Origin of the sequence: Bacillus sp. Hm123 (genome assembly GCF_051842975.2) — a bacterium.
Lineage (GTDB): Bacteria > Bacillota > Bacilli > Bacillales > Domibacillaceae > Bacillus_CE.
Genome location: NZ_CM200277.1, coordinates 397,739 through 423,394 on the forward strand (window position 1 = coordinate 397,739; position 25,656 = coordinate 423,394).

Sequence of the window (25,656 nt, forward strand, 5' to 3'; positions counted from 1 at the left end):
CAAAGTATTTCTTTCTCTTAATGGGAATATCCATTATATTACTTTTTGTATGCATCCTTGCTTCACTTGCCTTTGGCTCAAGAACAGTTGGGTGGAATGAACTGATGGATGGTTTGTTCCATCCAGCTGTTCAGTCATATGAGGCGGATATTGTTCGCCAAAGAATTGTTCGGACTGTATTTAGTTTCATGTGTGGCGCGGCATTAGGGGTTTCTGGGGCTCTTATGCAATCGGTCACTCGCAATCCTATTGCAGATCCTAGCATATTAGGTGTAAATACAGGTGCGGCTTTATTTGTCGTATGTGGAATTACATTTTTCAATATTAGTTCTGCTAATGAATATATTTGGTTTGCATTAGTAGGTGCGATCATTACGGCTTTATTTGTCTTTGGGATTGGCTCAATGGGAAGTGGTGGAGCAACACCCCTTAAACTTGTGTTAGCTGGCGCAGCCACAAGCGCGGCGCTCTCTTCTTTAGTAATGGCCATTATGATTCCGCGTTCAAACGTTATGGACCAATTTCGTTTTTGGCAAGTTGGAAGTGTTGGGGCAGGCAATATGAATTCAATTTATACTTTCATCCCCTTTTTTCTTATAGGTATATTAATAGCAATAATGGCGGCGTCATCACTGAATGCACTTGCGCTCGGAGATGAAATGGCTACTGGTCTCGGTGTGAGAACAGGAGTACTGAAACTAGTTGCTTCTTTCGCAGGAGTATTACTTTGTGGTGTAACGACAGCTCTAGCTGGTCCAATCGGATTTATTGGGCTTCTTGCACCTCATCTCATAAGGCTTATCTTAGGTTCTGATCAACGTTATGTGATACCGATGTCTGCGCTTTCTGGTGCGATCATATTAACGTTTTCAGATGTTTGTGGAAGGCTACTTGGTAGTCCTGGTGAACTTGAAGTTGGTGTAGTGACAGCGTTTATCGGTGCTCCTATACTTATTTTACTTACAATGAAAGCGAAAGTACGTGGATTATGATGAACCAATCAATGAATCGAATTATACTAGGTAGAACGAAAAGACGTCGTCGTTTTCTCCTAATGACTTCATTCCTTGCAGTAGTAGTATTCTTACTTTGCTGTACAATGCTAATGCTTGGAAATACTATTTATCCAGTTTCAGATGTGATAAGTGTTCTTCTAGGTGAAAAAGTAAAGGGGGCAACATTTGCAGTTGGAACGATACGCCTACCAAGGATGCTGGCGGGCGTATTTGCTGGATTTGCATTTGGGGTTGCCGGTACTGTTTTCCAAACGATGCTTCGTAATCCTTTAGCGAATCCGAATGTCATAGGGATTACAACTGGTTCTAGTGCAGCTGCGGTATTTTGTATCGTTATTCTGCATACAAGTGATATGGTTGTGTCAATTGTTTCTGTGATTGCAGGGCTTGCTACAGTGATTGTCATTTTCTTATTATCTAAGGGAACATCTTTCTCTATCGGACGTTTGGTACTAGTAGGCATTGGCATTCAAGCCATGTTAAACGCGGTAATTAATTATTTACTACTTATTAGTAAACAAAATGATGTACCAACTGCGATGAGATGGCTTAGTGGGAGTTTGAATGGTTCAAAAATGGAAGAACTTCCTCCACTAATGATTACTGTTCTTATTTGTGTGCCTATTATTATAGCACTTAGTAAACATTTAGAAATATTAGAACTAGGTGAACTTGCCGCTACTTCACTTGGTGTAAATACTAACAAAACAAGAATACTACTTATAATATGTTCTGTATTGATCTTATCATTAGCTACAGCTACAACTGGTCCAATAGCGTTCGTCGCTTTTCTTGCTGGTCCAATAGCGAAAAGACTAGTTGGTGCAGGGTATTCAAGTATTATTCCAGCAGGACTTGTTGGTATCATTTTGGTTCTGGCATCTGATCTAGTTGGGCAATTTGCATTTACCGCAAGATATCCGGTAGGGGTAATCACTGGAATTCTTGGCGCGCCTTACTTGATTTACTTGCTCATTCGAATGAATCAGAAAGGAGATTTATAATGAAACCGACAGATATTTTTAAAGCAGAAAACATTACTTCCGGGTATGAAAATAAAACGATTTTAAATGATATCACTGTTTCCATACCAAGTAATAAAATTAGTATCATTATTGGAGCAAATGGTTGCGGTAAATCTACCTTACTGAAAACAATGGCGAGACTTATTAAGCCTACTTCAGGGCAAGTAACTTTACACGGCAAACCAATTGACAAAATGCAACCAAAGAAACTAGCTCGTATTCTAGGCCTACTTCCTCAATCACCTATTGTCCCAGAGGGGATTACAGTTGCTGACTTAGTTGGTCGAGGAAGATTTCCACACCAAACATTTCTTAAAGGTTGGACAGAAAAGGATTATGAAGCTGTTGCTGAGGCAATGGAAATTATGAAAATCACTGAATTTGCCGATCGCAATATTGATGAGCTTTCAGGCGGTCAAAGGCAGCGTGTATGGATTGCGATGGCTTTAGCACAACAAACTGACATATTGTTTCTCGATGAACCGACAACCTATTTAGATATCACCTATCAGGTCGAAATCCTTGACTTGCTGACAGATCTTAACCAAAAATACGGAACAACGATTGTAATGGTTCTTCATGATATCAACTTGTCCGCACGTTATGCAGACCATATTTTTGCTCTTCATAATGGAAAGCTTGTTGCTGAAGGTGAGCCATCAGAGGTTATTACAAGTACATTGATAAAAGACATATTTGGTCTTCAGTGCACTGTAATAGAAGACCCCGTTTCAGGCTCTCCCTCTGTGGTACCAATAGGACGACATCATGTAAATAAGGAAGTAGAAGTACTCACCCATGTATAATGATATTGATCTTACACATAGGTCGCGAAAAGTCCCGTTAGGAAAGTGGAGCTTCAAACTTGTTGCTTTCTAAAAAAATTAAAAATGGACAAGGGAATGAGTTCAGTTGCGAAGCGATGAATGGCTTCGAACTGTTACTCATTCTTTTTTTTTCGAGGGTCTATAAAGTTTAGATATTGCCATGTTCTGTTATAATCAGCAGCATCATATACAGGCTGTTGTTCGGCACCACGATTAGAACAACTAAAGACGCTTCCCCCTTATGAATCGCAACAAAGACATCTAATTGCTTCTTCTCATCATTAAATTGACAAGTTTCTATATATCATGGTTCTGGAATGTGTAAATATTACAAAAACTACTCAAAAAATTGACAATTTAAAATAAAAAAATTATGATAGTATAGTTTACATTTAATATATTACACTCTCTTTGTTTTTAATTTTTAGATAATACTGTAAATACAAATTGATGTAGAAAATTTTGGAAGGGGTTTCGATATGGACAGCGACTATAGGAAAAAGATTGTCCAGAGTGTACCGCAAAAAGGTTTTTTTGGTCATCCTAAAGGATTATTTACGTTATTTTTCACTGAGTTTTGGGAACGGTTTTCATATTATGGGATGAAAGCCCTTTTAATCTATTATATGTACTACTCTGTCTCTGAAGGGGGATTAGGGTTTGATAAAAGTACAGCTTTAGCGATTATGTCTATTTACGGTTCGCTTGTATATATGTCAGGAATTATCGGTGGTTGGATTGCTGACCGTTTATTAGGGACATCTCGAACCGTCTTTTACGGTGGAGTCCTGATTATGTTGGGGCACATTGTATTGGCATTGCCTTCAGGTGCAACAGCATTATTTGTTTCCATGGGCCTTATCGTCATCGGAACAGGTCTATTGAAACCGAATGTTTCTAGCATTGTTGGAGATGTGTATAGCGAAGAAGATCCACGTCGTGATTCAGGCTTCAGTATTTTCTATATGGGAATTAACGCCGGGGCTTTGATTGCGCCGTTAGTAGTAGGGACAGTCGGGCAGCAATATAATTTCCACCTTGGATTTGGATTGGCTGCAATCGGAATGTTTATTGGATTAGTTGTATTTGTTTTAACAAAGAAGCAAAATCTGGGGCTAGCTGGTACGTATGTGACAAATCCGTTAGCGCCCGAAGAAAAGAAAAAGGTATTTATCCGAATTGGTCTAATTGTTACCTTAGTTGTGGGAGTTGGATCAGCAGGGATTGTTACAGGTACTTTAACTATTGATCGTTTTATTACTTTAGTTAGTATTTTAGGGATTATTATTCCAGCTACTTACTTTATCGTGATGTATCGAAGTGAAAAAACGACGGATGTAGAGCGTTCTCGTTTGCTTGCTTATATCCCGTTATTCGTCGCAGCGATGATGTTCTGGGCGATTCAAGAACAAGGATCAAATATTTTGGCTCTTTATGCGGATGAGCGTGTTCAATTGCAGTTTGCGGGAATTGAATTAAAATCCTCATGGTTCCAAACATTAAATCCGCTGTTTATTGTCACACTCGCACCAATATTTGCTTGGTTATGGGTCAAGCTAGGGAAGCGTCAGCCATCTACACCAAAGAAATTTTCACTTGGCTTATTTTTCGCGGGTCTTTCTTTCTTAGTAATGATTTTCCCAGCTTATCTAAATGGAACGGAGTCACTTGCCAACCCAATGTGGCTTGTACTTAGCTTCTTCTTAGTTGTTCTCGGTGAGTTATGTTTATCCCCAGTTGGATTAGCAGCAACAACTAAGCTCGCACCATCCGCGTTCTCGGCGCAAACGATGAGTCTTTGGTTTTTAACGAATGCTTCAGCTCAAGCAATCAATGCGAAAATTGTCGGCTACTATACAGATGAAACAGAAATCGCCTATTTCGGTATTATTGGTGGAGTAGCTATTCTGCTAGGACTTGTATTGTTTATGGTATCTCCAAAAATCCAAAAAATGATGCGAGGCGTCAATTAAGTAGTGAGAGTGGAAAAGAACGGTTTCGGCCGTTCTTTTTTTTATTTTCCGGGAAATAACGACAAGAAACAACGAAATTATTATAGAAAGATCTTCATTATCTCGACAGTAGGTTTACCATGTCATCATATGTGGACGGATAAATTTGAAACCTTTTTGTTACTTTACCGTATAAAAGAATAGATAAAAGCGGAGCGGGAGGTTTATAGATAATGAATGGAGAAAATGTACAAATAGCAACTAGGTTTGCTTCTGATTATGAAAGGTTGGTCAATGCAGTGAGCTGGAGTGTGGATAAACGTCAATTGCTATCGATTATTTGTCAGTACCATCTGAGCGGAAAGCAGTTTGATTCATTAAGCTACTTACAGTTGTCAGATTATATAAAGAAACAAGGAAAGTGGACATCGCCGTTGCGAACGAATTTCAACTACTCATTGACAGCGATGCTGCAGACAAATCTTGAAGATCCCTATCAAGGCTTTGAGGATGTGCAAAATTGTTACCGCTTACTGATAGACAAAGGGTTTCGGAAATCCAGCTACACCTATATTGCGGCAACCGTTGCTGTACTGACTTCTATTGAATATAAATATGATATGTCTAAGCATGCCTCTCGTGCTATGGCGATATATAGGGAAATGAGAAAAGAACACTTCTTTTTAACTTCTTATGAAGATTACCCGTTAGCTATTTTGTTGGCACAATCAGAGCAAAATCATCACGGAATCATTAATGAAATAGAATATTATTATGGAGCGTTAAGTGATGGTCCATTTCGACCTGGGAACGATTTGCAATTTTTAACGCATATTTTAGCTCAAGGTTCTTTTAATAATCGTCAAGCTCTTGCGGAACGAGCGATCCAGTGGCTTGAAGGATTGCGAAGTCAAGGAGTGAAGGTGAAGGGGACTCATTATCCAATCATCGGTATGCTCGCCATTTTAGCAGAGCCAGATCAATTAATGGATGAAGTAATCAGTTTATCCGATGTCTTGAAAGAAGAAAAAATATTTAAATGGTATCGAGATATGAGTTTGCTCGTCGCTGCTCAATTAGTCATTAAAGATAAAGTGGAAGATAGCAATGTAGCGACTGCTAGTTTAGCGGTATCCATTGAAGCAATCTTACAAGCGCAGCAAGCGGCGATGTTTGCGGCAATTTCAGCGGTAACGGTTTCTTCCGCCACAACTAGTTCTTCATAATTATTAATTAACAGAAAAATTAAAATAGATTATGATTCAATTATATCAAGCATAAACACTCTTCTTGATCGTTATTAAGATCTGGTGGAGTCCTAAAAGCAAGAGAGAAATACACAGAGTTAGTCAGTGATATTTTCCTTCATAGGAATTAATATCTCTGGCTTTTTTTATTTCGATTTTTAAAGAGAAGACGCTAATATTGTATCCAATCAAAAATTAAGAGCCATCTGGGAATGAGAGTTTTTTATGTGGATATTCTACTAAAATAAGCTGAATTGCAAGATTGTTATATAATAATCTTGCAATTCAGTATTTTATATGATACATTTTTTGTATCCAATATCCAATAAGAAGGAATTGGATAAGTTTATTTTTTCTTAATCGAGGTGTACGACCATGGATTTTCAGCCTTCTAAAGATAAGACAACGGTAGTCAATTATGTGACGAAAAACTTAAGACAGGCGATTTTGAACGGCACATTTAAAGATGGAGAAAGATTGATCCAAGAGGATTGGGCTAACATTTTAAATGTGAGTCGTATGCCGATTAGAGAAGCGTTAAGGCAGCTTCAATCGGAGGGATTGGTGAAAATTGTTCCGCATAAAGGGGCCATTGTGACACCAATTACGAAAGAAGATATAGAAGAAATTTATTATTTGCGCTCTTCTTTAGAGGGGTTAGCTGTCGAAAAATCGCTTCCTTTTTTAACGAGGGAAGATAAGCAAGAGCTAGGTGAAATTTTAAGTAAGATGGAATCTTTAACGCTCACAGATGAAACAAATGATTATTACATAGCGTTAAATGAAAGCTTTCACAAGTTGTTACGCAAAGGGTGCCCGTGGACGAGGGTGTTAAAAACGGTAGAGAACTTAGGGATTTCTCCAATTGCTCCAAGCTTGCTAGTAGACTATTATGCGGATACTCAAAGAGAGCATCGATTTATTTATGAAGCAGTAGAAAGAAATGATCCAGCTGAATTGCGGGCGGCGATTGAATACCATTTATTGAGGACAAAGAACAACCTCATCTCTTATATGGAACATTTAAAGCCATCCGAGGAAAATATAATCAATCATTCAAATAATTAATTGATTAATAGGAGGAAATGAATATGTACGACTTTGGTATAGTTGGCGGAGGAATTGTTGGCCTTTCCACAGCAATGGCATTATATGAGCGTTTTCCAAATGCAAAAGTTTTATTGTTAGAAAAAGAACCACAATTAGCTATGCATCAAACAGGACATAACAGTGGAGTTATTCATTCAGGTATTTATTATAAGCCTGGAAGCTATAAGGCGCGCTTTGCTCGTCAAGGAAGTCAATCTATGAAAGCGTTTTGCCAGCAGCATAATATTGAGCATGATATTTGTGGAAAAGTCATTGTGGCCACAAAGAATGAAGAGTTGCCGTTACTTGATAATTTATATAACCGCGGACTTGAAAATGAGCTAGATGTGACGAAAATCAGCAAGGAAGAATTAAAGGAAATCGAGCCGCATGTAAATGGTTTAGCAGCGATTAAAGTAGCAGCAGCGGGAATTGTTAACTACAAGCAAGTTAGTGAAAAGTTTGGTGAAATCATTCGTGAAAACGGTGGCGACATCCGTCTAGGAACAAAGGTTGAAAATATTTCTGAATTACAAGATGGAATTACGATTGAAACGACAAAAGGAACATTTAAAACTAAGTTCCTTATTAACTGTGCTGGATTACAGAGCGACCGTATCACAAACATGACCGGATACAAAACAGATGTGAAAATCGTTCCATTCCGTGGAGAATATTTTAAATTAGTGCCGGAAAAAAGACATCTCGTTAAAAATCTAATTTATCCTGTGCCAAACCCTAAATTCCCATTCTTAGGTGTTCATTTCACTCGTATGATCGGTGGAGAAGTAGATGCGGGTCCAAATGCGGTTCTAAGCTTCAAGCGTGAAGGTTATAAGAAAACAGACTTCAATGTTAAGGATTTATCTGAAGTAATGGGGTATCCAGGATTCTGGAAGCTTGCCAGCAAATTTATGGGAGAAGGAATTGAAGAAATGCTTCGTTCGTTCAGCAAAGCGAAATTCGTTGCTAGTCTTCAAGAGTTGATCCCTGAAATTCAATCAGAAGATTTGATTCCTGCACCTGCTGGAGTCCGCGCGCAAGCATTGAAAAGTGACGGAAGTATGGTTGATGACTTCTACATGATTCCTGGCGAAAGAAGTATTCACGTATGTAACGCTCCATCACCAGCAGCGACAGCTTCGATTGAGATCGGTAAAGAAGTAGTGAAACAAATTGCTGAGCATCCGAAAGTATCTGAAATCGTTCGTTTCCAACATATATAGGAGGCTATTAAAATGATTAACTCAAAAGTAATGTTTATTGCCGGACATGCTAGATTACCGCAGGGGATGGCTGCAAAAAGTGTGTTTGATACGTTAACAATTACTGCGGAAGTCGATGTTAAATATGGTGTTATTTTAGAAGCGTCTTGTACGTTAGCGACAGAACACGGTAGAAACTTCATCGGTCAGCTACTTAGAGGAGTTAGTTTAAACGACGGGATTGAAGAACCACTGAAGCATCTTCAGTTGTATTACAAAGGAAAAGCGGCTAATGCGTTAGCTGCCGCTTTGAATGATCTGCATTTACACTATCAGCAAGTTTCGAAAAGTGTAAAATAATAGTCAAAAAATATTGACAATTCTATGACGGAAGCATATACTGATTATAGTTAATAAATATATACTCACCTTGAGAAAATTGCCTTTTCCAATCACGTGGGTAATATCATATAACCGGTCTTTCATTCGCATGTAAAATAAAATATTAACTGAAATATTTACTGTGACTCCACTTCCATGGAGCAGTGAAGTAAGTATAAGCCAGTTTACCTACCTTTTTCTAAAGGGGCGTAAACTGGCTTTTTTATTTTCTTGCATGAGGCCAACCAATAATGATAAAACCTAGGAGGAATTTTTAATGAGTACAATGGAAAAACAAGCTAAAACATTTATTGCAAAAACACCTAATTACGAGGTAACATCTCATCCGCAAAGCGATCGTTTATATCACATTGAGTTAGATCGCACAATTATCCAAGCATTTTTAGCTAAAGCAAAACAAGAAGGTGTAACGGTTCAACATTTGGAGTACACGCCGTATGCTAGACGAATTGTTGCAGACTACTTGTTACAATTAGTAGGAAAAGAATTCCAAGATATTTTAAGAGGCATCCTTCATGACCGTGAAACAGGTGGCTACACAATCGGTTTGCAAGAAGAAACAGTCGATAAAGAAGAATACGTCATTTTTGCAACAGCTTTAACACATATTGTTGGTACACCAAATTTTGATGCTATGACGAATAAATACTATGCTCGATTCACTGTTGGACATACAGATTCAAGTGATTCTTACCTTCGTCAAGCTTATCGCTTATTCACTCTACACACAGATGGAACGTTCGTTGATGAGCCAACTGACTGGTTGTTAATGATGAAAATGACAGAAGAAAATGCGGTAGGTGGCGAATCTCGTTTATTACATTTAGATGAGTGGAAAGATTTAGAGAAGTTTTCTACTCATTCACTAGCTAATCATAAGTTCACTTACAGAGCGCCAAGCAGTAAAAACGTGGATCAAGAAGTTCAACGTGCAACATTCTTCAATGACAACAACAAACCTTGTATTTGCTACATCGATCAATTCGTGTATCCAGACACAATTGAAGAAGCAAAATACTTGAAAGAGCTTTCTGATTCTATGGAAAACGATGAAAGCGTAATTGAATTGAAATTACCTGTTGGTGATCTAGTCATGCTAAACAACCTATTCTGGTTACACGGTCGTGCAGCATTTGAAGTGAACACAGAATTAAATCGTGAGCTTATGCGTCAACGCGGACGTTTCGCTAATATTTAATAAAGACAAAAGGATGCAGACGACGAGTCTGCATCTTTTTTACTGCTTAATCCTTGATTATGTAGTAAATCAATTCTGACTTAGATAAGGTGATTTTGACTTATGCAGAACATACTAGGCTATGATTTTTTTCATAAAACAAGCAAGAAAACGCTTGAAATAAGGGGTTTATTTCAATAGTTAGCGGTGAAAATCAATGGCACGGAAATTGCTTATTATTAAGTAATAAAAAAAACGAGGTGTAGTTATGGAAACAAAATCGCAGGTGACAGAGATTAAAGACCAGAAGTTAAAAGAGGAGAAAAATCCACAATTAGAATTCCAAGCGATCTTAAAGCAAGCAACAGAAATGCTTGGCTATTCAGATGAGGTATTTGAGTTTTTCAAAGAGCCGATGAGATTTTTAGAAGTAAGTATTCCAGTGAAAATGGATAATGGAGTAACGAAGGTTTTTCGTGGCTACAGAGCACAGCATAATGATGCTTGTGGACCAACAAAAGGAGGCATTCGCTTTCACCCAGAAGTTCATCCAGATGAAGTTAAAGCTTTGGCCGGTTGGATGAGCTTAAAATGTGGAGTGAACGGTTTGCCATATGGAGGAGCAAAAGGCGGGATTGTTTGTGAGCCACGAAATATGAGCATGAATGAGCTAGAACGTTTAAGTCGTGGGTATGTACGTGCAGTGAGTCAGCTCGTTGGTCCAACGAAAGATATTCCGGCACCAGACATGTATACGAACTCGCAAATTATGGCTTGGATGCTTGATGAATATGATCATATTAGAGAGTTTGATTCACCAGGTTTTATCACGGGAAAACCGTTAGTACTAGGTGGTTCAGAAGGCAGAGAAACAGCTACTTCAAAAGGTGTGCTGTACACGTTACAAATTATGAGTGAGTTGCAAAATATGCCGCTTGAAGGGCTAAAAGTCATTGTTCAAGGGTTCGGGAATGTCGGCGGTTATTTAGCTTACTTCTTACACGAAATGGGCGTGAAGGTAGTCGGTATTGCTGACGCTTTAGGGGCTATTTATGATCCGGAAGGTCTTGATATCCCTTATTTACTTGAACGACGCGATTCTTTTGGTATCGTAACAGGCTTGTTCGACAACGTGATCACAAATGATGAGCTGTTAGAAAAAGAATGTGACGTGTTAATTCCGGCGGCGATCGGTGGAGTGATTACAGAGGAAAATGCTGATCGAATCAACTGTAAATTTATTGTGGAAGCGGCGAATGGTCCAACGACGAAAGAAGCGATTCAAATTCTTGATCAGCGTGGAATTTCTGTCGTTCCAGATATATTAGCCAATTCTGGTGGCGTCATTGTTTCTTATTTCGAATGGTGTCAAAACAACCAAGGGTTTTACTGGACGAAAGAAGTGGTGGAAGATCGTTTAAAAGAAAAAATTCATGCGAGCTTCTTAAATGTTCAACAAACGTCAGAACGTTTTGATGTATCGATGAAGACAGCTGCTTATATGGAAGGTATTCGTCAAATGGCGGAAGCTTCTCGTTTACGAGGATGGATTAATTTTTAAAAAGCACGACATGGGAGGAGAAGAGCTATACTTGGAGAGCTGCGGATTTGAAGGCAAAGGGAATGGTTGTGATTGGGAAATCTTATCGTAAGAAGGCTGAAGGGAACGCAGAGAGTCTAGCAGCAATAAAGTATAGCTCTTGGGTGGGACAATTAAGGCTAAAAGGAGATGAGTACGAATGTTTGAGGAGATGATTACAAGTCCTTATCAAGGCATTGTTCATGAGGTTCTAATCAGCAAGGAGATGAGAATCTATGAATGGGAACCGCTATTTTTAATTAAAGACGAAGCTGGCGAGCTCTTTCCTGTGAAAATGGGAGTAAGCGGCGAAATTCAGTCATTAGAAGTGGAAGAAGGAGATGCAGTCATCCCTGGCATGGTACTTGCTTTTGTGAAAGAAGAACTCGTTATTAGTGCATGTGATTAACTTAAAATATCTTAAAAAAGAAGATGGATGACCGTCTTCTTTTTTTTTGAGTTTTATTTGTATATTCTAAAAAGAAAATATTGTGATAAAATTTTGTTAAAATAGTAAGGAGGTACAAAAGGGAAGGGAGGAATTCGTATGTTTAATATTAATGAAGAAAAAGTAAAGCCGCTTATCACAATCGCTGTCGAAAATCAGACGACTGACGATGATATTGATGTGAGCGGAATGAAAGAGCAGTATATATTTATTACAGAACAAAATAAATTAACGAGCTATATTCATTTAAAAAGTAATCGTTTAGCTGATAAAGGTCAAATCAAATTTCAGACATTAATAAATGAATCTGTTTCCATTGATAAAGTATATCATGTGAATAAAACGATTTCCTTGCCTGTGATGTTTCAAGTGATTGGCGAGCCACTGACAATTATTACGAATGAACAAGGGGAACCAATCGGGTATTTAAAGCGTGAGGAACTGTTAGCTGAATTGTTTAAGCAAGAAGATCAAAGTATCAATTTCATTCAAACGTTATTAAAGTCCATTCCAATGGGGATGTTTGTTGTCGATCGGGAAAAGAACATTATTAACTGTAATGATGCCGGTTTGAAAATGATTAAGTCTACTTCTGAAAAAGTGATGAATCAACCGGCTCAATCGATTTTTCATCCTGTGCATATTGAAAGCGTGTTCGCGACCGGAAAAACAATTTTAAATCAGGTCCAATTAACAGATGAAATGGGTGTGTTATTAGATTATTGTCCCATCTCGAATCAAGACCATGAAATAGAGGGGATGTTGGTCGTCGTTCAAGACATTCCGAAAATTGAAGAGATGGCGATGGAAATAGAGGATATTAAAAATTTAAACACGGATTTAAACGCTATTTTATCAACGATTTATGATGAAATATTAGTAGTGAATCATAAAGGGGAGCTCATTCGCTACAGTGAAAATGTGATTCCTGATTTTTGGGGAGTTGATTTGCAAGATTTATTAGGAAAAAACCTTGCACGGTTAGAAGAACAAGGGTTATTCAGCCCCTCTGTCACAAGATTAGTACTTGAACGAAAGAAAAAAGTGTCGATTGTTCAAGAAGCAAAAAATGGCCGAAAGGTTCTCGCGGTAGGAAATCCAGTTTTTAATGAAAAAGGAGCCATCGACCGCATCATCGTCGCTTCAAGGGACATTACCGAAACAACAAGGCTAAAAAGTGAACTAAAGGAAATAAAGAAAATTTCCGAGCAGTACAAAAAAGAGTTAGATAGCTTTAAAAATCAAGACCGCACGTTGAAAAAGTTAATGTATCGTAGTCCGAAGATGGAAAAGATCGTCACACAAGTAAAGAAAATTGCTGAATTCTCGTCAACTGTCTTAATTACTGGGGAATCAGGTTCAGGAAAAGAAGTCATTGCTCAGGCGATTCATCAGCTCGGAAGGAGATCGCATAACCCATTTTTAAAATTAAATTGTGGTGCCATTCCAGAGAACTTGCTCGAAAGTGAGCTGTTCGGCTATGCCAAAGGAGCTTTTACAGGAGCAGATAAAGAAGGAAAAGATGGCTATTTTAAAATGGCGGATCAAGGGGTATTGTTTCTCGATGAGATCGGTGAGATGCCATTACATTTGCAAGTGAAATTATTGCGGGTACTTCAAGAACAAGAAGTCATCCCTGTCGGAAGCACGGTTGCCGAAAAAGTCGATGTGCAAATTATTGCGGCGACGAATAAAAAACTTGAAAAAATGGTGGAGCAAGGGACGTTTAGGGAGGATTTATTTTATCGGTTAAATGTGATTCCAGTACATATTCCTCCACTAAGAGAACGAACGGAAGATATTTCAATATTAGCTTTTTACTTTCTACAACAATTAAATGATAAATACGATAAACATTTTCATTTAACGCCTGATGCCGTGAATGTATTAGAGTTTTATTCTTGGCCGGGTAACGTACGAGAATTGCAAAATATTATTGAAAGGTTGGTAGTTTCCTCCGATGAACCTGCGATTGATGCGGAGTTTGTGAGCCAATTTTTGTCGCTTGGCTATGACTTTAAGAAGTCAAAACCGATCATTACAAGAGTCATTCCGTTGCAAGAAGCACTAGATGATGTAGAGGAGCAATTAATTACGCTAGCGATGAAACAATATAAAACAACGACGAAAGCAGCGAAAGCTTTAGGAGTCAGTCAGTCATCGGTTAGCCGAAAGTATCAAAAAATTATGGAACGAAAAAACTCTCTCGCTATTAATGAATATAGAAAGTAAAACATAAGGAGACTTGGAGAGCATCCAGTCTTCTTTTTTTATTCGATTTATCATATGTTATGCGATTTTGCATAAGAAAACGAATACTTATTCATATAAAAAATAAACAAGACCACCCAATTATCGCGTTTTTTGCAAAAAATATTAATTTTAGAAAATTGGCACGATAGTTGCATTATATAAAACAAACAGATCAATAAGGAGGATGGGTACATGTTAGATACACAAAAGAAAGCAATGGCTAAAGGTGAAAAGACTCTTGATTTGAAAATGCATATCAATGGTGAGTGGAAAGATGGAAGCGGTAACAAAACACGTGAAGTCATTAATCCAGCGACTGGTGCAGTCATCGCTCATGCAGCAGAAGGAACAGTAGAAGATGCGCGCCAAGCGATTGCGGTTGCTAAAGAAGCTTTTGAAAGCGGTATCTGGTCAGATCTTCCACCTGTAGAAAGAGCTGCTTATTTATATAAAATTGCAGACAAAATTGATGAAAAGGCTGAAGAGCTTGCTCAACTTGAAACGATGAATAATGGAAAGCCTCTACGCGAAGCTGGATTTGACATGGGCGATGCAGCGGCTTGCTTTAGATATTATGCAGGGATGATTACACAGCCTGATGGTCAAACATACCACGTAGCCGATCCAATGCAAGCAATGGTTGTTAGAGAGCCAGTTGGTGTTTGTGGACTAATCGTTCCTTGGAACTTCCCTCTTTTAATGAGTGTGTGGAAAATCGCTCCAGCTCTTGCGGCAGGAAACACGGTTGTGTTTAAACCATCTGAAGTGACACCAGTAACACCAACGAAATTAATGGAAATTATCGAAGAGGCAGGCGTACCAAAAGGTGTTATGAACATGGTTCATGGAGCAGGCCCGGTCGTAGGTAACGAAATTGCGGCTCATAAAGACGTTGATATGGTGTCGTTTACTGGTGGGACAAAAACTGGTAAGCACATTATGAAAACAGCAGCGGACACGATGAAGAAAATTTCATTAGAGCTTGGTGGTAAATCACCGAATATCATTTTTGCTGATGCGGACTTTGAAATAGCGGTAGACTATGCGCTATTTGGGATCTATTGTGGTTCCGGTCAAGTATGTTCAGCAGGCTCTAGAATTTTAGTCGAAGAAAGCATTTACGATCAATTTATCGAGCGCTTCGTTGAACGTGCGAAGCAAATTAAAGTCGGACCAGGTTTAGACGAAGAAACAGAAATGGGTCCACTAGTGAGCCAACAGCATATGGAAAAAGTATTGAATTATATCGAGATCGGAAAAGAAGAAGGAGCTCGCTTGCTATGTGGCGGTGAACGCTTAACGGAAAACGGTCTTGGAGATGGATACTTTGTTGCGCCAACAGCTTTTGCAGATACAACGCAAGATATGAGAATCGTTCAAGAAGAAATTTTTGGACCTGTAGTAGCTATCCAAAAATTCAGCAGTGAAGAAGAAGCGATTCGTCTAGCGAATGGCACGGATTACGGCTTAGCTGGAGCGGTCTTTACAATCGATGGAGCGAAAGCGATGCGTGTCATTAAAAAGCTTCGTGCGGGAATTACGTGGATCAACTCTTATCACCCAACATATAACGAAGCACCATGGGGCGGCTACAAACAAAGTGGTGTAGGTCGCAGCTTAGGAACATTCGGCTTAGAAGAATTCCAAGAAATTAAGCAGATTAACATCAATATGCAAGTAGAAGAAACAGGCTGGTTTAAAAACTAATACCTTTCAAAATAGGAGTGGACAATCAATGACAACTGAACTGAAAAATAACGTAAGCAATGAGCAACAAGTTTCTGAGTATATTGAAAAAGTTTTATCTTTAATTGAGAAAGAAGAAGTGACACAAGAAGAAGCGCAGTGGGTAACGAAAGAAACAGTTGATGGCTTCCGTGAGCATGTAAACCCAGGATTTTTAGCTTACCGTAAAACCGTTACAGAAGGTGGCCAGTTTGCGGCAGTGGAATGGTCTGATGGTGGATCTTGCTTTACAGATATTAATGGAAAAACATATATTGACTGTCTAGGAGGATTCGGTATTTACAACGTCGGACACCGTAACCCGAAAGTGGTCAAAGCAGTAACAGATCAATTGAAGCGTCAAGCCCTTCATAGCCAGGATTTATTAGATCCACTACGTGCAATGCTGGCGAAAATTTTAGCTGACATTACACCGGGTGATTTGAAATATGCATTCTTTACAAACAGTGGAACAGAAAGTGTGGAAGCGGCGTTGAAAATTGCGAAAATGTCTACTGATCGTACGACATTTATCGCAACAACGAAAGCTTTTCATGGTAAAAGCTTAGGGTCTTTATCAGGAACAGCGAAAGGCATATTCCGTAAGCCGTTTCTACCATTGATTCCAGGCTTCCGTCATGTCGCATTTGGGGACATCGATATGATGAGAAAAACATTTGAAGCTTGTGCCATGGTTGGTGAAGATGTAGCGGGAGTGATTTTAGAGCCAATCCAAGGAGAGGGTGGAATCATTATTCCGCCAGCGAACTACTTGCAAGAAGTAAGAGAGCTTTGTGACGAGTATGGGGCGATTTTAATTTTTGATGAAGTACAAACAGGTATGGGCCGTACAGGAAAAATGTTCGCGGCGGATCTATTCGGAGTAGAGCCGGATATCCTTTGCTTAGCAAAAGCGTTCGGTGGTGGAGTAATGCCAGCTGGTGCGGTTGTAGCGAACGAAAAAGTATTCCAAAACTTATTCGACAATCCGTTCATGCACACAACAACTTTCGGTGGAAATCCACTAGCTTGTGCGGCGGCGATTGCAACGATTGGCGTATTGCTTGAAGAAAATCTTCCTGAAAGATCGGCTGAAGTGGGAGAATACTTCTTAAAAGGCTTAAAAGAAGCGGCACAAGGCCACGAAGATAAAGTACTTGAAATCCGCGGTCAAGGCTTAATGATCGGAATCGAGTTCCACAAAGATGAAATCGGCTATGAAGTGTCAAAAGGTATGTTTGATAAAGGTATTCTTGTTGCAGGAACGCTTGTTAACTCGAAAACGATCCGCATCGAGCCACCATTGACAATTAGCTATGAAGAAGTAGACACAGTGATTCAATCATTTAAAGAAGTATTAGCTACAGTGGAAGTATAATCGAATGATATCAACCACTTGCACGAGCGGGTGGTTGATTTTTTATTGAGCGGAAGCTGGAATGTGGGGGCGAATTAGTCGCGGACGGCCTATAATTGGTCACGAATCCGCGCGAATCGGGCGTGAAAAGTGTCGAATTGAGCGAGGAAAGCGTCGAACCGGGCACGAACGCCCCATAATCGGTCATCCATTCAAAAAGTTAACAAAGCCCCCTTGTAAAAGCACAATCTAGCTTTTACAAGAGGGCCCTCTAATGATTAAGCGGTAAAACGTAGTCCAGTAACACCTAGTACGATAAAGAGTAATGAAAATACTTGCAGTTTGTTTAATTTTTCTTTAAACCAAAACAGACTGACGAGCGTGATTCCAATCGTACCAATTGCTGTCCACACTGCATAGGCGACACCTGCTGGTAGTTCGATCATAGCTTTGGATAAGCAGTAGAATGAGAAGAAAAAACCAACTACCATCACAATAATCGGCCATTTCTTTTTCTTACCGTCAATGTATTTCATAGCGATTGTCGCAATGACTTCTTCAATTCCGGATAATATTAAAAAGGCCCAACTCATGCTGATTCTCCTCCTGGTTGTTCTTCTTTCGTTTTAGTGCCCATTTTCATTCCGATAACTCCTAGTAGTAGCATCGATAAAAAGATTAGTTGCGTGATGGAGAACGGTTCTCCTAAATAAATACCGACAAAATACGTGCCGACCGTTCCGATTCCGACGAAAACGGTGTAAGCTGCTGCGAGCGGAATCGTTTTGTACGAGTGGATCAGCATAATAAAGCTAATGGCAATAAGCGCTCCGACGATGATCCAATCAAGCGTAGAATCTGCATACTTCAGACCTGAAGCCCAAACAACCTCCAAAATACCTGCAGCAACAACAATTAACCAATTCAATGTTAACACTCCTATTATTTAATGAATGAATATCATTCATATTTGTTTAAAAAAGATAGAGCCGCTTATTTGCTGCTCTTTCACTAAGTCAATGATCGTTTTAAAAAGAAGTAAGTTTCTTCTTTAAAAGCGTCTAACTTACTTTCATCTTCTGAACTATAAAATCTCTCAGCGGCGCTCTCAATTAAGTTAATAATGATTTTCGCTGTCCAATCAATGTTGATTTGTCCGAAAATCTCTTCGGATGCAATTGCTTTTTCTAAAATCGCTTCAAGCCAGCGGTAATAAGGCTGATAAATTGCCTCCCATTTTTCCATCGAATGCTCGATTGCTAAGCCCGAATAACAAAGAACGATCACTTCTTTATGTGACTTTGTTAGCTTAAAAGTTTCATCGATCATAATCCGAATAATTTCCCAAAAGTCTTGCTTATTTTCCGTCACCGTTTTAATTTCGTTCAAAGTAATCGTTAATAGGTTTTCAGCAATAGCTGGTATTAACGCTTTTTTGGACGGAAAATATAAATAAAAGGTTCCTTGGGCAACGCCTGCAACTTTAACAATATCGGATATTGAGGTTTTATCAAGTCCTTTTTGGGAAATGGTGCTAATTGCGGCTTGAAGAATTTTATTATACTTACCGTCTTTTACTTCTGACATCCTCATTTCCCTCCTTATTTTCATGACTGACTGTCATTCATTTTAGCACAAGATACTTTTGTTCGCAAGTTAGTCAAATTTTACATAGAAAATATAAAAATATGGTTGAAGTTCCCTGTTAAATCATTATAATAGGATGCTGTGGGTAAACTTTAAGTAACTTAATAGTAAACTTTATTAACTGTAAGTTTACTAATTATAAACAGAGCAAGAGGTTATGAAATGGATATTGGGAAAAAAATAAAAAATTTACGCTTAAAAAAGGGGTTAACGCAAGAAGAACTTGGGGAGCGGACGGATTTAAGCAAAGGATATATTTCTCAGCTTGAGCGGGATTTAAGCTCGCCGTCCATTGAAACATTTTTTCACATTCTTGAAGTGCTTGGTTGTTCACCGAAGGAGTTTTTTGATGAGCAAGCAAGAGAACAAAAAGTGGTGTATACCGAAGAAGATCAAACGGATTATCACGATGAAGAAAAAGGCTATAAAATTCAGTGGTTAGTCCCTGAATCGAATGAGAAAGAAATGGAGCCTGTGAAACTAGTTCTAGAAAAAGGCGGGGAATTCAAAGAGTTTGAACCGTCTTTAGCCGAAACATTTGGTTATGTGCTTAGAGGAAGTGTTGCGATCCAATTAGGAAAGAGAACGTATTTTGCCAAAGCAGGTGAGGCGATTTATTTTCATTCTTCGGAGACGCATCAAATTATTAATGATTCCGATGGGCCATCGGAGTTGATTTTAACTGTAACAGAATCTTATTTGTAAACAATAGGGAGGTACACTATGAATGAAAATGTAATTATTCGCTTTGATCAAGTGACAAAGCAGTATGACAACGATACAGTTGTTCTGGATAATGTTAGCTTTGAAATTGAGAGAGGAAAGTTCTATACGCTTCTCGGCCCTTCTGGATGTGGAAAGACAACGATTTTACGCTTAATTGCTGGCTTTACTGAGGCGTCCGAAGGAGATATTTTCTTTAACGGAAATCGGATTAACCATGTTCCAGCGAATAAACGCCAAGTGAATACCGTGTTTCAAGATTATGCGCTGTTCCCTCATTTAAATGTGTATGAAAACGTGGCCTTTGGCTTACGCATTAAAAAAATGAGTAAGGCTAATATTGATCAAAAAGTAAAAGAAGCATTGCGTTTTGTGAACTTAGCAGGCTACGAGAACCGTGAAATTACGGAAATGTCCGGGGGGCAACGTCAGCGTGTAGCGATTGCCCGAGCGATTGTGAATGAGCCGGAAGTGATTTTATTAGATGAACCGTTATCCGCTCTCGATTTAAAATTGCGTACGGAAATGCAATATGAGCTTCGTGATTTACAGCAGCGACTAGGCATCACATTTATTTTTGTGACGCATGATCAAGAGGAAGCGTTGGCGATGTCGGATGAGATCTTCGTATTAAATGAAGGGAAAATTCAGCAGAGTGGGACACCAACAGATATTTACGATGAACCGATTAATCGATTTGTAGCTGATTTTATCGGGGAGTCTAACATTGTGTCAGGTAAAATGATTAGAGATTTTGAAGTGGAATTTGCGGGAAAGACGTTTGAATGTGTCGATCAGGGGTTAAATGCCAATGAACCTATCGAAATTGTGATTCGACCAGAGGATTTAGAAATTACGACTTGGGAGCGAGGGAAGATTCAAGCGAGAGTCGTATCGCAGCTTTTCCGTGGTGTTCATTATGAAATGCTTTGCTATGATGATGAACAAAATGAATGGTTAGTTCATTCAACGAAGAAAGCAACGGTCGGTGATGAGATCGGCTTAGATTTTGACTCGGAAGCGATTCATGTTATGCGCCTTGGAGAAACAGAAGAAGAATTTGATAAACGACTAGAGTCTTATGACGAGGTTAGCTATGAGAAATAAGACACGTAGTTTATATCTGTTTCCATATATGCTTTGGATTATCTTGTTTGTCGTGGCTCCGATTCTGTTAGTTGTGTACTATTCTTTCTTTGATATAGATGGAAACCTCACTTTAGGAAACTATGAGAAGTTTTTCACTCCAGTTTATTTGAAAATGGTCGCGAGTTCTTTCTGGTACGCCTTTTTAATTACGGCCTTTTGTTTGCTCGTTGCTTACCCAACTGCTTACATTATTACGAAGTCAAAGCATAAGCAATTGCTATTATTGTTAATTATTTTACCTTCGTGGATTAATTTGCTGTTAAAGGCGTATGCTTTTCTTGGTATTTTCGGTACGTATGGGGCAGCTAATAATTTCTTAGAATTGATTGGGATTGGTACACAACAAATTTTATTTACAGATTTTAGCTTTATTTTTGTGTCTGTTTATATTTTTATTCCATTTATGATTTTACCGATTTTTAATGCGTTAGATAAAATGAATCCCACGTTAATAGCTGCTTCACGTGATCTTGGGGCTTCTGCTTGGACAACATTTCGTAAAGTCGTGTTTCCGTTGACGCTCGACGGAGTGAAGTCGGGAGTACAAGCTGTGTTTATTCCGGCTTTATCACTCTTTATGATCACTCGTTTGATCGCTGGGAACCGTGTGATTACACTTGGAACGGCGATCGAGCAGCATTTTCTTGTCACGCAAGATTGGGGAATGGGCTCAGCCATTGCAGTATTCTTAATTATTACGATGGTGGTTATCATGCTGATGACTAGCACGAGAAAGCGGGGGACTCTGTAAGATGAAAAAAAATACCGCTTGGTCAAAAGCTTATTTAATCTTTATGTTTGTCGTTCTTTACGCGCCGATTTTCTATTTAATGTTCTACTCGTTCAATAGTGGTGGGACGATGAATGATTTTGAAAGCTTTACATTAGATTGGTATAAGGAATTGTTTCAAGATACTCGTTTGTTGATTATCGTGTTAAATACGATGATTATTGCTCTTTTATCGGCAGCTATTTCGACAATTATTGGAGTGCTCGGTGCGATCGCAATTGTCTATATGAGAAAGCGGATCATTCAAAATACGTTACTTTCATTTAATAATGTGTTAATCGTTAGTCCTGACGTCATTATCGGTGCTTCGTTTTTAATTTTATTTACGATGCTCGGTATTAAGCTTGGCTTTATGTCGGTGTTATTATCGCATATTGCCTTTTCGATTCCGATTGTCGTCATCATGGTATTGCCAAAGCTACAAGAGATGAGCACATCGTTAATTGATGCAGCTCGTGACTTAGGGGCTAGCCAATGGGATGTATTTTCAAAGGTCATCTTGCCGTACATCTCACCAGGAATTTTCGCAGGATTCTTTTTGGCGTTAACGTATTCGTTAGATGATTTTGCGGTAACATTTTTCGTAACAGGCAATGGATTTAGTACTTTGTCGGTTGAAATTTATTCACTTGCTCGTCAAGGAATTTCTTTAAATATTAATGCGTTATCGACATTATTATTCTTGTTTACGGTAATTCTTGTCATTGGTTATTACTTTATTACGAAAAAGAACAACCGATCAACTGGATGGGAGGCACGAAAATGAATAAATTGTTTCGGGGGCTAATTGCTGTTTTTGCGCTTGCCTTTCTCCTAATGTATATCGTTTCTCAACTGAATGCTTCTACTGGGCAAACAGCAGGTAATGTGTTGACCGTCTACAATTGGGGAGATTATATTGACCCCGATTTAATCACGCAATTTGAAAAAGAAACTGGTATTAAAGTGGTCTATGAAACGTTTGATTCGAACGAAGCGATGATGACGAAAATTGAACAAGGTGGAACAGCTTACGACATCGCCGTTCCATCCGAGTATGCCATTGATAAAATGAAAAAAAATGATTTGCTCATCCCAGTAGACCACAATCAATTGCCCAATTTGAAAAATATTGATCCTCGCTTTATGGATTTAGCATTTGATGAAGGAAATAAATATTCTATTCCCTATTTTTGGGGGACAGTCGGGATTATTTATAATAAAGAGTTAATGAATGGAAAGAAAATTACTGTTTGGAATGATTTATGGGATGATAGCTATAAAAATGATGTGTTTTTAGTAGACGGCGCTCGTGAGGTCATCGGTATGGGCTTAAATACATTAGGCTATTCGCTAAATGACACGAATGAAGAGCATTTAATGGAAGCAAAGGAAAAGCTAGAGGAGCTGACTCCTAATGTAAAAGCGATTGTTGGAGATGAAATTCAGTTGCTGATGATCAATAATGAAGCAAAAATCGGGGTCGTTTGGTCTGGTACAGCTGCCGATATTATGTCTGAAAAGGACAATTTGGAATACGTCGTACCAGAAGAAGGATCGAATCTTTGGTTTGATAATATGGTCATTCCAAAAACATCGAAAAATGTCGAAGCGGCTCATCAATTTATTAATTTCATGCTCGATCCGAAAGTGGCTGCACAAAATGCCGATTATGTCGGCTACTCCACACCAAATAAAAAGGCGCTTGAGCATATGCCTGAAGACGTTGTCAATGATCAACGCTTTTATCCTTCAACTGAATTAACTGAAAGACTTGAAGTATACGAAAACCTTGGTCCACATATGCTTGCCTATTATAATGAACTGTTTTTAGAATTTAAAATGCATAGGAAATAGTAGAAAGTGTCCCGCTTTGGGGCACTTTTTTTGTGGAGATCGCATCGTGATGCAGACTGTCCCTGATATCCACTCAGTCTTAAGTCTGAGTGGAAATTACATCTATGGATTGTTATGGTAATGGCTTTGTCGGAGTAACGTAATAAATAGATTATGATCAAAAGAGGAGAGAGAAAGCAATGAATAACGCAATGTTTTTTCATGTTGTCGGAGTCGCATTATTAATGGTCATCTCGAATCTTGGAACATTACTCGGCTTAATCATGTCAGCCATTATCATTTATATTGCTTGGGAACAATTTCAGGAGCCATCTTCTAATGGAAAGAAAATATTTTGGATCGTCATTGCTTTTTGGGGAGCGATAGGTATTTAAGGTTAACCTCAAAAATGGAATGAGTCGAGCAAGGATGAATCCTCTACATTGATAGGGGGTTTTTATTTATAGCTGCGGATCATTCCAGTCCATACGCCGCTAAACGGGTCCTTCCGCTTTTCTCTTGTCCAGCTCCGCTTCCTAGACACTCGAGTCAAATGCTAGCCTGACTGCATGGCTGAAAAACGCCATTTCGTCATTCTGTCATTTGCTTGTCGTGTCTGAACAGTCGGCTCCGCTTTTCTTGTCCAGCTCCAGTCCCCAGCGGCTAGTGGACTTCCATGCTCCTCCTTGCGATAAGTCAACATCGATTCACTACGTTCATCGTGTTTCCTTTATCTCGTGCGTATCATTCCAGTCCATACACCGCTAAACGGGTCCTTCCGCTTTTCTCTTGTCCAGCTCCGCCTCCTAGACACTCGAGTCAAATGCTAGCCTGACTGCATGGCTGAAGTACGCCATTTCGTCATTCTATCATTTGCTTGTCGTGTCTGAACAGTCGGCTCCGCTTTTCTTGTCCAGCTCCAGTCCCCAGCGGCTAGTGGACTTCCATGCTCCTCCTTGCGATAAGTCAACATCGATTCACTACGTTCATCGTGTTTCCTTTATCTCGTGCGTATCATTCCAGTCCATACACCGCTAAACGGGTCCTTCCGCTTTTCTCGGTCTCAAGTCTGAGTGGAAGTTCCATCCCTGGCTCGTTATGAAAAGGGTGAATCGACGGTAAGATATAAATAAGATCACGAAAGGAGAGGAAATAGTAAATGAAAAAGGTGATGTTGTTTTGTGTAGGTGGACTAGCTGCCATCATCGCAGCTGCCAGTCTAGGACCTGTCATTGCCCTAGCGATCTGTGCGGGGATTATGTATGTTGCATGGACACAGCTTCAAAAGCCGTCTTCCAAATTGATAAAAGGATTCTGGGGACTGGCTGGAATCACAGCATTTTTTGTAGCTGTTGGGAATGTTCCTGCTCTTCTAGGTATCGGTGCCCTAGCTGTTCTGTACTTAGTTTATAAAAAATGGAACGAAGATGGTGAAGAGGTAGTAGCGGTACAGGAAGAGAATGATCCATTTGTTAACTTTGAAAGAGAATGGAAGCAGCTAACAAAATAATTGATATAGAAGGAGAGAATGAAATGACAAATATTTTTACTAAATTAAGAAGAACGGTAGAAGCGACATTGTTTGAATTTGTGGATGAGAAAGAGAAGAAGAATCCAATTGTTATGCTTAATCAATACTTACGTGAGGCACAAAAAGAAACAGAGAAAGTCGTTAAGCTGTTAGAACGCCAACAATTATTGAAGCAGGAGCTTGAACGTGAACTGCGAAATGCTCGCCATTTAGAAGAAAGAAGAAGCAAACAAGCGACTGTTGCTGGACAAGCTGGTGAAGTAGAGTTAGAGGCATTTGCCAAACGCGAAGCGGAAGTGTACAAGGAACGTGTAGCGCATTTAGAGGAATCGCTTGATCTTGTACAACAACAGCTAATTACTCTTGAGAGCAAGGCGGAAGAGATGAAGCATAAGTTGAAAGATATGAATGTTCGTCGCTTAGAATTGATGGGTCGCGAAAATGTAGCTAGAGCTCATCATAGTATGAACAAGCTACTAGATGAGACGAATGATGTGAATCGCCCATTTGGCCGCTTTGAAGAGCTTGAGATTTATATAGATAACTTAGAACATAAGGTGAATCGCCGCTATGAAACGTCTATGATGGATGTTCGCTTAGCAGAACTTGAACGCCAAGCGCGTCAAGTAGAAAAGAACGCACAGTTAGATCAAAATGTGCTATGATTTATTACTGAAGAAGGTAAAACAAACTCGCATT

27 protein-coding genes are annotated in these 25,656 nt (G+C 39.1%); 22 read left to right on the forward strand and 5 right to left on the reverse strand.

The window, feature by feature from the left end:
• Positions 1-20: 20 nt before the first annotated feature.
• From ACSVDJ_RS02225 to ACSVDJ_RS02290, 14 genes are all read left to right on the forward strand, one after another.
• Positions 21-992, forward strand: a complete 972-nt coding sequence (locus ACSVDJ_RS02225) for an iron chelate uptake ABC transporter family permease subunit (protein ID WP_518619898.1) — start codon at positions 21-23, stop codon at positions 990-992.
• Positions 989-2,020 carry a FecCD family ABC transporter permease gene (locus ACSVDJ_RS02230; RefSeq protein ID WP_439170287.1) on the forward strand — a complete coding sequence of 344 codons (1,032 nt, stop codon included), beginning with the start codon at positions 989-991 and terminating at the stop codon, positions 2,018-2,020. The genes ACSVDJ_RS02225 and ACSVDJ_RS02230 overlap by 4 nt, the downstream gene beginning before the upstream one ends.
• Positions 2,020-2,847: an ABC transporter ATP-binding protein gene (locus ACSVDJ_RS02235; protein WP_439170288.1), complete on the forward strand. Its 828-nt coding sequence runs from the start codon at positions 2,020-2,022 to the stop codon at positions 2,845-2,847. The genes ACSVDJ_RS02230 and ACSVDJ_RS02235 overlap by 1 nt, the downstream gene beginning before the upstream one ends.
• A gap of 500 nt (positions 2,848-3,347) precedes the next feature.
• Positions 3,348-4,841 carry a peptide MFS transporter gene (locus tag ACSVDJ_RS02240; protein WP_439170289.1) on the forward strand — a complete coding sequence of 498 codons (1,494 nt, stop codon included), beginning with the start codon at positions 3,348-3,350 and terminating at the stop codon, positions 4,839-4,841.
• A 212-nt stretch (positions 4,842-5,053) separates the two neighbouring features.
• The gene (locus ACSVDJ_RS02245; RefSeq protein WP_439170290.1) at positions 5,054-6,046 is read left to right on the forward strand and encodes a DUF4003 family protein; all 993 of its coding nucleotides are present in this window, start codon (positions 5,054-5,056) and stop codon (positions 6,044-6,046) included.
• A 396-nt stretch (positions 6,047-6,442) separates the two neighbouring features.
• Positions 6,443-7,135, forward strand: coding sequence for a GntR family transcriptional regulator (locus tag ACSVDJ_RS02250; protein WP_439170291.1), 693 nt, complete (start codon positions 6,443-6,445; stop codon positions 7,133-7,135).
• Between the two features lie 23 nt (positions 7,136-7,158).
• Positions 7,159-8,382 (forward strand): L-2-hydroxyglutarate dehydrogenase, encoded by a 1,224-nt coding sequence (gene lhgD / locus ACSVDJ_RS02255; RefSeq protein WP_439170292.1) that lies wholly within the window; start codon positions 7,159-7,161, stop codon positions 8,380-8,382.
• Positions 8,383-8,394: 12 nt separating this feature from the next.
• Entirely contained in the window at positions 8,395-8,721 is a 327-nt protein-coding gene (locus ACSVDJ_RS02260; protein WP_439170293.1) for a DUF3870 domain-containing protein, read from the forward strand.
• Between the two features lie 298 nt (positions 8,722-9,019).
• Positions 9,020-9,961, forward strand: a complete 942-nt coding sequence (gene glaH, locus ACSVDJ_RS02265) for a glutarate dioxygenase GlaH (RefSeq protein ID WP_439170294.1) — start codon at positions 9,020-9,022, stop codon at positions 9,959-9,961.
• 247 nt (positions 9,962-10,208) lie between these two features.
• A complete protein-coding gene (locus ACSVDJ_RS02270; protein WP_439170296.1) occupies positions 10,209-11,501 on the forward strand; it encodes a Glu/Leu/Phe/Val family dehydrogenase in 1,293 nt (430 codons plus the stop codon).
• Positions 11,502-11,679: 178 nt separating this feature from the next.
• Positions 11,680-11,928 carry a biotin/lipoyl attachment domain-containing protein gene (locus ACSVDJ_RS02275; protein ID WP_439170297.1) on the forward strand — a complete coding sequence of 83 codons (249 nt, stop codon included), beginning with the start codon at positions 11,680-11,682 and terminating at the stop codon, positions 11,926-11,928.
• 138 nt (positions 11,929-12,066) lie between these two features.
• A complete protein-coding gene (locus ACSVDJ_RS02280) occupies positions 12,067-14,199 on the forward strand; it encodes a sigma-54 interaction domain-containing protein (RefSeq protein ID WP_439170298.1) in 2,133 nt (710 codons plus the stop codon).
• A 237-nt stretch (positions 14,200-14,436) separates the two neighbouring features.
• Positions 14,437-15,927 carry an aldehyde dehydrogenase family protein gene (locus ACSVDJ_RS02285; RefSeq protein ID WP_439170367.1) on the forward strand — a complete coding sequence of 497 codons (1,491 nt, stop codon included), beginning with the start codon at positions 14,437-14,439 and terminating at the stop codon, positions 15,925-15,927.
• A 28-nt stretch (positions 15,928-15,955) separates the two neighbouring features.
• Positions 15,956-17,323, forward strand: coding sequence for a putrescine aminotransferase (locus ACSVDJ_RS02290; protein ID WP_439170299.1), 1,368 nt, complete (start codon positions 15,956-15,958; stop codon positions 17,321-17,323).
• Positions 17,324-17,580: 257 nt separating this feature from the next.
• Here the strand turns inward: ACSVDJ_RS02290 and ACSVDJ_RS02295 are convergent, their stop codons facing one another.
• The 3 genes from ACSVDJ_RS02295 to ACSVDJ_RS02305 all read right to left on the reverse strand — a co-directional run bounded on the left by ACSVDJ_RS02295 (position 17,581) and on the right by ACSVDJ_RS02305 (position 18,889).
• Positions 17,581-17,895 (reverse strand): DMT family transporter, encoded by a 315-nt coding sequence (locus tag ACSVDJ_RS02295; protein ID WP_439170300.1) that lies wholly within the window; start codon positions 17,893-17,895, stop codon positions 17,581-17,583.
• A complete protein-coding gene (locus ACSVDJ_RS02300) occupies positions 17,892-18,230 on the reverse strand; it encodes a DMT family transporter (RefSeq protein WP_439170301.1) in 339 nt (112 codons plus the stop codon). Before ACSVDJ_RS02300 ends, ACSVDJ_RS02295 begins: the two co-directional genes overlap by 4 nt.
• An 83-nt stretch (positions 18,231-18,313) precedes the next feature.
• Positions 18,314-18,889 carry a TetR/AcrR family transcriptional regulator gene (locus ACSVDJ_RS02305; protein ID WP_439170302.1) on the reverse strand — a complete coding sequence of 192 codons (576 nt, stop codon included), beginning with the start codon at positions 18,887-18,889 and terminating at the stop codon, positions 18,314-18,316.
• A gap of 222 nt (positions 18,890-19,111) precedes the next feature.
• On the opposite strand from ACSVDJ_RS02305, the gene relB reads away from it, so the two are divergent.
• From relB to ACSVDJ_RS02335, 6 genes are all read left to right on the forward strand, one after another.
• The gene (relB, locus tag ACSVDJ_RS02310) at positions 19,112-19,654 is read left to right on the forward strand and encodes a type II toxin-antitoxin system RelB family anti-toxin (RefSeq protein ID WP_439170303.1); all 543 of its coding nucleotides are present in this window, start codon (positions 19,112-19,114) and stop codon (positions 19,652-19,654) included.
• 18 nt (positions 19,655-19,672) lie between these two features.
• Positions 19,673-20,779, forward strand: a complete 1,107-nt coding sequence (locus tag ACSVDJ_RS02315) for an ABC transporter ATP-binding protein (protein ID WP_439170304.1) — start codon at positions 19,673-19,675, stop codon at positions 20,777-20,779.
• Positions 20,769-21,572 carry an ABC transporter permease gene (locus tag ACSVDJ_RS02320; RefSeq protein ID WP_439170305.1) on the forward strand — a complete coding sequence of 268 codons (804 nt, stop codon included), beginning with the start codon at positions 20,769-20,771 and terminating at the stop codon, positions 21,570-21,572. The genes ACSVDJ_RS02315 and ACSVDJ_RS02320 overlap by 11 nt, the downstream gene beginning before the upstream one ends.
• A gap of 1 nt (position 21,573) precedes the next feature.
• Positions 21,574-22,377 carry an ABC transporter permease gene (locus tag ACSVDJ_RS02325; RefSeq protein ID WP_439170306.1) on the forward strand — a complete coding sequence of 268 codons (804 nt, stop codon included), beginning with the start codon at positions 21,574-21,576 and terminating at the stop codon, positions 22,375-22,377.
• A complete protein-coding gene (locus ACSVDJ_RS02330) occupies positions 22,374-23,447 on the forward strand; it encodes an ABC transporter substrate-binding protein (RefSeq protein ID WP_439170307.1) in 1,074 nt (357 codons plus the stop codon). Before ACSVDJ_RS02325 ends, ACSVDJ_RS02330 begins: the two co-directional genes overlap by 4 nt.
• Before the next feature lie 179 nt (positions 23,448-23,626).
• Positions 23,627-23,821, forward strand: coding sequence for a lmo0954 family membrane protein (locus tag ACSVDJ_RS02335; RefSeq protein ID WP_439170308.1), 195 nt, complete (start codon positions 23,627-23,629; stop codon positions 23,819-23,821).
• Positions 23,822-23,982: 161 nt separating this feature from the next.
• Here the strand turns inward: ACSVDJ_RS02335 and ACSVDJ_RS02340 are convergent, their stop codons facing one another.
• Complete coding sequence (locus ACSVDJ_RS02340) at positions 23,983-24,129, reverse strand: hypothetical protein (RefSeq protein ID WP_439170309.1); 147 nt, start codon at positions 24,127-24,129, stop codon at positions 23,983-23,985.
• A 123-nt stretch (positions 24,130-24,252) separates the two neighbouring features.
• Positions 24,253-24,399, reverse strand: a complete 147-nt coding sequence (locus ACSVDJ_RS02345; protein ID WP_439170310.1) for a hypothetical protein — start codon at positions 24,397-24,399, stop codon at positions 24,253-24,255.
• Between the two features lie 186 nt (positions 24,400-24,585).
• Between ACSVDJ_RS02345 and ACSVDJ_RS02350 the strand changes: the two genes are divergently transcribed.
• Positions 24,586-24,936, forward strand: coding sequence for a lmo0954 family membrane protein (locus ACSVDJ_RS02350; protein WP_439170311.1), 351 nt, complete (start codon positions 24,586-24,588; stop codon positions 24,934-24,936).
• A complete protein-coding gene (locus tag ACSVDJ_RS02355; protein ID WP_518619909.1) occupies positions 24,915-25,622 on the forward strand; it encodes a PspA/IM30 family protein in 708 nt (235 codons plus the stop codon). Before ACSVDJ_RS02350 ends, ACSVDJ_RS02355 begins: the two co-directional genes overlap by 22 nt.
• The last annotated feature ends 34 nt before the right edge of the window (positions 25,623-25,656 follow it).

Coding starts and splice junctions, on each gene's coding strand:
- ACSVDJ_RS02225 (WP_518619898.1), top strand. CDS start 21: ATGGGAATATCCATTATATTACTTTTTGTATGCATCCTTGCTTCACTT.
- ACSVDJ_RS02230 (WP_439170287.1), top strand. CDS start 989: ATGATGAACCAATCAATGAATCGAATTATACTAGGTAGAACGAAAAGA.
- ACSVDJ_RS02235 (WP_439170288.1), top strand. CDS start 2,020: ATGAAACCGACAGATATTTTTAAAGCAGAAAACATTACTTCCGGGTAT.
- ACSVDJ_RS02240 (WP_439170289.1), top strand. CDS start 3,348: ATGGACAGCGACTATAGGAAAAAGATTGTCCAGAGTGTACCGCAAAAA.
- ACSVDJ_RS02245 (WP_439170290.1), top strand. CDS start 5,054: ATGAATGGAGAAAATGTACAAATAGCAACTAGGTTTGCTTCTGATTAT.
- ACSVDJ_RS02250 (WP_439170291.1), top strand. CDS start 6,443: ATGGATTTTCAGCCTTCTAAAGATAAGACAACGGTAGTCAATTATGTG.
- lhgD (WP_439170292.1), top strand. CDS start 7,159: ATGTACGACTTTGGTATAGTTGGCGGAGGAATTGTTGGCCTTTCCACA.
- ACSVDJ_RS02260 (WP_439170293.1), top strand. CDS start 8,395: ATGATTAACTCAAAAGTAATGTTTATTGCCGGACATGCTAGATTACCG.
- glaH (WP_439170294.1), top strand. CDS start 9,020: ATGAGTACAATGGAAAAACAAGCTAAAACATTTATTGCAAAAACACCT.
- ACSVDJ_RS02270 (WP_439170296.1), top strand. CDS start 10,209: ATGGAAACAAAATCGCAGGTGACAGAGATTAAAGACCAGAAGTTAAAA.
- ACSVDJ_RS02275 (WP_439170297.1), top strand. CDS start 11,680: ATGTTTGAGGAGATGATTACAAGTCCTTATCAAGGCATTGTTCATGAG.
- ACSVDJ_RS02280 (WP_439170298.1), top strand. CDS start 12,067: ATGTTTAATATTAATGAAGAAAAAGTAAAGCCGCTTATCACAATCGCT.
- ACSVDJ_RS02285 (WP_439170367.1), top strand. CDS start 14,437: ATGGCTAAAGGTGAAAAGACTCTTGATTTGAAAATGCATATCAATGGT.
- ACSVDJ_RS02290 (WP_439170299.1), top strand. CDS start 15,956: ATGACAACTGAACTGAAAAATAACGTAAGCAATGAGCAACAAGTTTCT.
- ACSVDJ_RS02295 (WP_439170300.1), bottom strand. CDS start 17,895: ATGAGTTGGGCCTTTTTAATATTATCCGGAATTGAAGAAGTCATTGCG.
- ACSVDJ_RS02305 (WP_439170302.1), bottom strand. CDS start 18,889: ATGTCAGAAGTAAAAGACGGTAAGTATAATAAAATTCTTCAAGCCGCA.
- relB (WP_439170303.1), top strand. CDS start 19,112: ATGGATATTGGGAAAAAAATAAAAAATTTACGCTTAAAAAAGGGGTTA.
- ACSVDJ_RS02315 (WP_439170304.1), top strand. CDS start 19,673: ATGAATGAAAATGTAATTATTCGCTTTGATCAAGTGACAAAGCAGTAT.
- ACSVDJ_RS02320 (WP_439170305.1), top strand. CDS start 20,769: ATGAGAAATAAGACACGTAGTTTATATCTGTTTCCATATATGCTTTGG.
- ACSVDJ_RS02325 (WP_439170306.1), top strand. CDS start 21,574: ATGAAAAAAAATACCGCTTGGTCAAAAGCTTATTTAATCTTTATGTTT.
- ACSVDJ_RS02330 (WP_439170307.1), top strand. CDS start 22,374: ATGAATAAATTGTTTCGGGGGCTAATTGCTGTTTTTGCGCTTGCCTTT.
- ACSVDJ_RS02335 (WP_439170308.1), top strand. CDS start 23,627: ATGAATAACGCAATGTTTTTTCATGTTGTCGGAGTCGCATTATTAATG.
- ACSVDJ_RS02340 (WP_439170309.1), bottom strand. CDS start 24,129: ATGTTGACTTATCGCAAGGAGGAGCATGGAAGTCCACTAGCCGCTGGG.
- ACSVDJ_RS02345 (WP_439170310.1), bottom strand. CDS start 24,399: ATGTTGACTTATCGCAAGGAGGAGCATGGAAGTCCACTAGCCGCTGGG.
- ACSVDJ_RS02350 (WP_439170311.1), top strand. CDS start 24,586: ATGAAAAAGGTGATGTTGTTTTGTGTAGGTGGACTAGCTGCCATCATC.
- ACSVDJ_RS02355 (WP_518619909.1), top strand. CDS start 24,915: ATGGAAGCAGCTAACAAAATAATTGATATAGAAGGAGAGAATGAAATG.